Source organism: Kribbella sp. (genome assembly GCF_035655035.1).
Taxonomy (GTDB): Bacteria; Actinomycetota; Actinomycetes; order Propionibacteriales; family Kribbellaceae; genus Kribbella.
Genome location: NZ_DASRVN010000273.1, coordinates 1 through 3,957 on the forward strand (window position 1 = coordinate 1; position 3,957 = coordinate 3,957).

Genomic DNA, 3,957 nt, shown 5'->3' on the forward strand with positions numbered 1-3,957 from the left:
GCGGGGGTCGACCGTGAGCAGCTGGACTCCGGCTGCTGCGGCCTGGCCGGGAACTTCGGGTTCGAACGCGGGCACTACGACGTCTCGATGGCCGCCGCCGAACGGGTCCTGCTCCCGAAAGTCCGGGCCGCGGGCAACGACACCGTGATCGTTGCCGACGGCTTCAGTTGCCGAACGCAAATAGCACAAGCTACCGACCGGCGGGCCGTACATCTCGCCGAACTGCTGGCAGGAGGGTTGTCATGAGCACGACAGTTGGCGATTTCGTACTGCAACGCCTGCGCGAATGGGGCGTCGACCACGTCTTCGGGTACGCCGGGGACGGTATCAACGGACTGCTCGCCGCCTGGCAGCGGGCGGACGACGAGCCGCGCTTCGTCCAGGCCCGGCACGAGGAGATGGCCGCCTTCGAAGCGGTCGGCTACGCCAAGTTCACCGGCCGGGTCGGCGTCTGTACGGCGACCAGCGGCCCGGGCGCGATCCACCTGCTGAACGGCCTGTACGACGCGAAGCTCGACCATGTCCCGGTGGTGGCGATCGTGGGCCAGACGGCCCGCAGCGCGATGGGCGGCAGCTACCAGCAGGAGGTCGACCTGCACACGCTCTACAAGGACGTGGCGTCGGACTACTGCGAGACCGTGATGGTCGCGGAGCAGCTGCCGAACGTGCTCGACCGGGCGATCCGGATCGCGGCGGCCCGGCGTACCGTGACCGCGCTGATCATCCCGTCGGACCTGCAGGAGCTCGAGTACACGCCGCCGTCGCACGCGTTCAAGATGGTGCCGTCGAGTACGGACCTGAGCTGGTCGGCGCCGGTGCCGGCGGCGGACCAGCTCGACCGCGCGGCCGAGATCCTGAACGCCGGGTCGCGGGTCGCGATCCTCGTCGGGCAGGGCGCGCGGGGCGCGGCGGACGAGGTGACCGAGCTGGCCGAGCTGACCGGCGCCGGGGTCGCGAAAGCCCTGCTGGGCAAGGACGTGCTGCCTGACGCACTGCCCTGGGTGACGGGCTCGATCGGGCTGCTCGGTACGCGGCCGTCGTACGAGCTCATGATGGACTGCGACACGTTGCTGGTGGTCGGATCGAACTTCCCGTACACGCAGTTCCTGCCGGAGTTCGGCAAGGCGCGGGCGATCCAGATCGACCTGGACCCGACGATGATCGGCATGCGGTACCCGTTCGAGGTCAACCTGGTCGGCGACGCGGCCCGGACACTGCGCGCGCTGCTGCCGCTGGTGCAGCGCAAGGAGGACCGGTCGTGGCGGTCCGGGATCGAGAGCAACGTACGCCGCTGGTGGGAGGTCATGGACCGGCGCGCGCACACCTCGGCGGACCCGATCAACCCGGAGCTGGTGTTCCACGAGCTCTCGGACCGGTTGCCTGCGAACGCGATCCTGGCGTCGGACTCGGGGTCGGCGGCGAACTGGTACGCGCGGCACATCCGGATCCGCGGCGACATGCGCGGCTCGCTGTCGGGGACACTCGCCACGATGGGGCCCGGCGTACCGTACGTGATCGGCGCCAAGTTCGGGCTGCCGGACCGGCCGGCGTACGCGATGGTCGGCGACGGCGCGATGCAGATGAACGGGATCAACGAGCTGATCACGATCACGAAGTACTGGAAAGATTGGGCGGACCCGCGGCTGGTGATCGCCGTACTGCACAACAACGACCTGAACCAGGTGACCTGGGAGTTGCGCGCGATGGGCGGGTCGCCGCAGTTCCTGCCCTCGCAGGAGCTGCCGGAGTTCCCGTACGCCGGGTACGCGAAGCTGCTCGGGCTGCACGGGGTGACCGCGGAGAAGCCCGAGGAAGTCGTACCGGCCTGGGAGGAGGCGCTGGCGGCGGACCGGCCGTGCGTCGTCGAGTTCCGCACCGATCCCGCCGTACCGCCGATCCCGCCGCACGCGAGCTGGGACCAGATCGAGAAGGCCTTGGAGTCGATCGTGCGCGGCGACAGCGACCGGGGGGCGATGATCAAGGAGGGCGTGAAGTCCAAGATGCAGGAGTTCCTGCCCGGCAAGTCATGATCGGTTCGGTCCGCGCGTCTGCCTACACGATTCCGACCGATGCGCCGGAGGGTGATGGGACGTTCGCCTGGGACAGTACGACGCTGGTCCTGGTGGAGGTCTCGGCGGACGGCGTGACCGGGACCGGGTGGACGTACGGGTCGCCGGCCTGCGCCACCGTCGTCACGCATGACCTGGCGTCGGTGGTGGAGGGCCGGGACCCGATGGACGTCGGCGGCGCCTGGAACGCGATGCGCTCCGCGCTGCGCAACATCGGCCGACCAGGTGTGGCCGGGATGGCGCTGTCGGCGGTCGATTGCGCGTTGTGGGACCTGAAGGCGCGGCTGCTCGAGCTGCCGTTGCACCGGTTGCTCGGGGCGGTGCACGACAGCGTGCCGGTATACGGCAGCGGCGGCTTCACGACGTACGACGACCGGCAACTGGCGGACCAGCTGACCGGGTGGGTCTCGCAGGGGATACCGCGGGTCAAGATCAAGATCGGCGAAAGCTTTGGCACGCGCTCGGACCGGGACCTTGCCCGCGTCGCCCAGGCGCGCTCGGTGATCGGCTCCGACGTTGAGCTGTACGTCGATGCGAATGGCGGGTACACCGTCGGCCAGGCGTGCCGGGTCGCTTCCCGGCTGTCGTCGTACGACGTGACCTGGTTCGAGGAGCCGGTGTCGTCGGACGATCTCGCCGGGCTCCGCGTGGTCCGCGACCAGACCGCGATCGACGTGACGGCGGGGGAGTACGGGTACGACCTGGCGTACTTCTCGCGGATGGCCCCAGCTGTCGATTGTCTACAATCCGACGTGACCCGCTGCGGCGGCATCACCGAACTCCTCCGCATCGCCGCCCTCGCCGAAGCCCACGGCCTCCAACTCTCCGGCCACTGCGCCCCCGGCCTGCACCTGGCCGCCCTCTCCGCCATCCCCAACCTGCGCCACCTCGAGTGGTTCCACGACCACACCCGAATCGAATCAACCCTTTTCGAAGGCCTCCCACTCCCCACCAACGGCACAGCCACCCCACCCGCCACCCCCGGCCACGGCCTAACCTGGCTCCCAACCGCAGCCGCCAACTACCGAGTCGCCTGAGTCACCATCTGGCTGAACGGCTCTCCACCTACTCGGTTCTGCTTGCTCCAATCGCCCCGAGTTCAAATCTGTGGATAACAGAATCCCTTGTTTTGAAGGGGATCCGGCTTTGAAAACTGTCGGAGGCGGTGTCTAGAGTTTCTCGCATGGAACGGCCGCCGGAGTTGATGAGCGAGCAGGAACTCCTGCACGCCCTCGACCAGACCGCCGCCGACCTGACCCGCCTGGCCACCCACCGCCTGCGCCTGATCGCGGCTCTCGACCAGACCGGCTACGCCGAACGCGCCGGCGCCCGCGACACCCGCCAGTTCCTCGAGTTCCGCTACCGCCTGGACCACCACCGCGCCCTCCGCGACGTCCAGCTGGCCCGCGCCCTACCGAAATACCCAGCGATCACCGCCCGCCTCACAGACGGCACCCTGCACCCCGCCCAAGCCGAAGCCATCGTCCTCGAACTCGAAAAGACCCCGTCCACGGTTCCGGTCCCCGACCTGGAATGCGCCGAACGCGAACTCGCCGCCCTCACCCACCTCCCACCGATCCAGCTCCGCAAAGCCGCCATCCAGGCCCGCGACATCCTCGACACCGACGGCCCCGAACCCGAAGAACAAAAGGCCGCCGCCCGCGAAACCCTCACCCTCTGCTCGGTGGACCGCGGAGTGAAGTTCAAGGGCTACCTGGCCAACGAAAACGCCGAACTCTTCCGCACCCTGATCACCACCGCCGCCCGCCCCCACAAAACCATCGACGGCGCCCCGGACCCCCGCCCCCGCGAAAAGCGCCAAGCCGACGCCCTGACCACCGCCCTAACCCTGGCCACCACCGCCCTCGACGCCGGCACCCCCTCACCC

3 protein-coding genes and 1 pseudogene are annotated in these 3,957 nt (G+C 69.0%); all 4 read left to right on the forward strand.

What is annotated here, in order from left to right; all coding sequences use genetic code 11:
• A pseudogene (locus VFF46_RS15800) lies at positions 1–246 on the forward strand (hypothetical protein); the annotation flags it as partial.
• Positions 243–2,030 carry a thiamine pyrophosphate-requiring protein gene (locus VFF46_RS15805; protein WP_325037870.1) on the forward strand — a complete coding sequence of 596 codons (1,788 nt, stop codon included), beginning with the start codon at positions 243–245 and terminating at the stop codon, positions 2,028–2,030. The pseudogene VFF46_RS15800 and the gene VFF46_RS15805, both read left to right, overlap by 4 nt.
• Positions 2,027–3,106 (forward strand): enolase C-terminal domain-like protein, encoded by a 1,080-nt coding sequence (locus VFF46_RS15810; RefSeq protein ID WP_325037871.1) that lies wholly within the window; start codon positions 2,027–2,029, stop codon positions 3,104–3,106. Before VFF46_RS15805 ends, VFF46_RS15810 begins: the two co-directional genes overlap by 4 nt.
• A gap of 146 nt (positions 3,107–3,252) precedes the next feature.
• The coding region (locus VFF46_RS15815) for a DUF222 domain-containing protein (protein WP_325037872.1) at positions 3,253–3,957 on the forward strand (705 nt) is incomplete at its 3' end.

Excerpts from the sequence above, each read along its gene's own strand:
- VFF46_RS15810 (WP_325037871.1), top strand. The coding sequence starts at position 2,027 with ATGATCGGTTCGGTCCGCGCGTCTGCCTACACGATTCCGACCGATGCG.
- VFF46_RS15805 (WP_325037870.1), top strand. The coding sequence starts at position 243 with ATGAGCACGACAGTTGGCGATTTCGTACTGCAACGCCTGCGCGAATGG.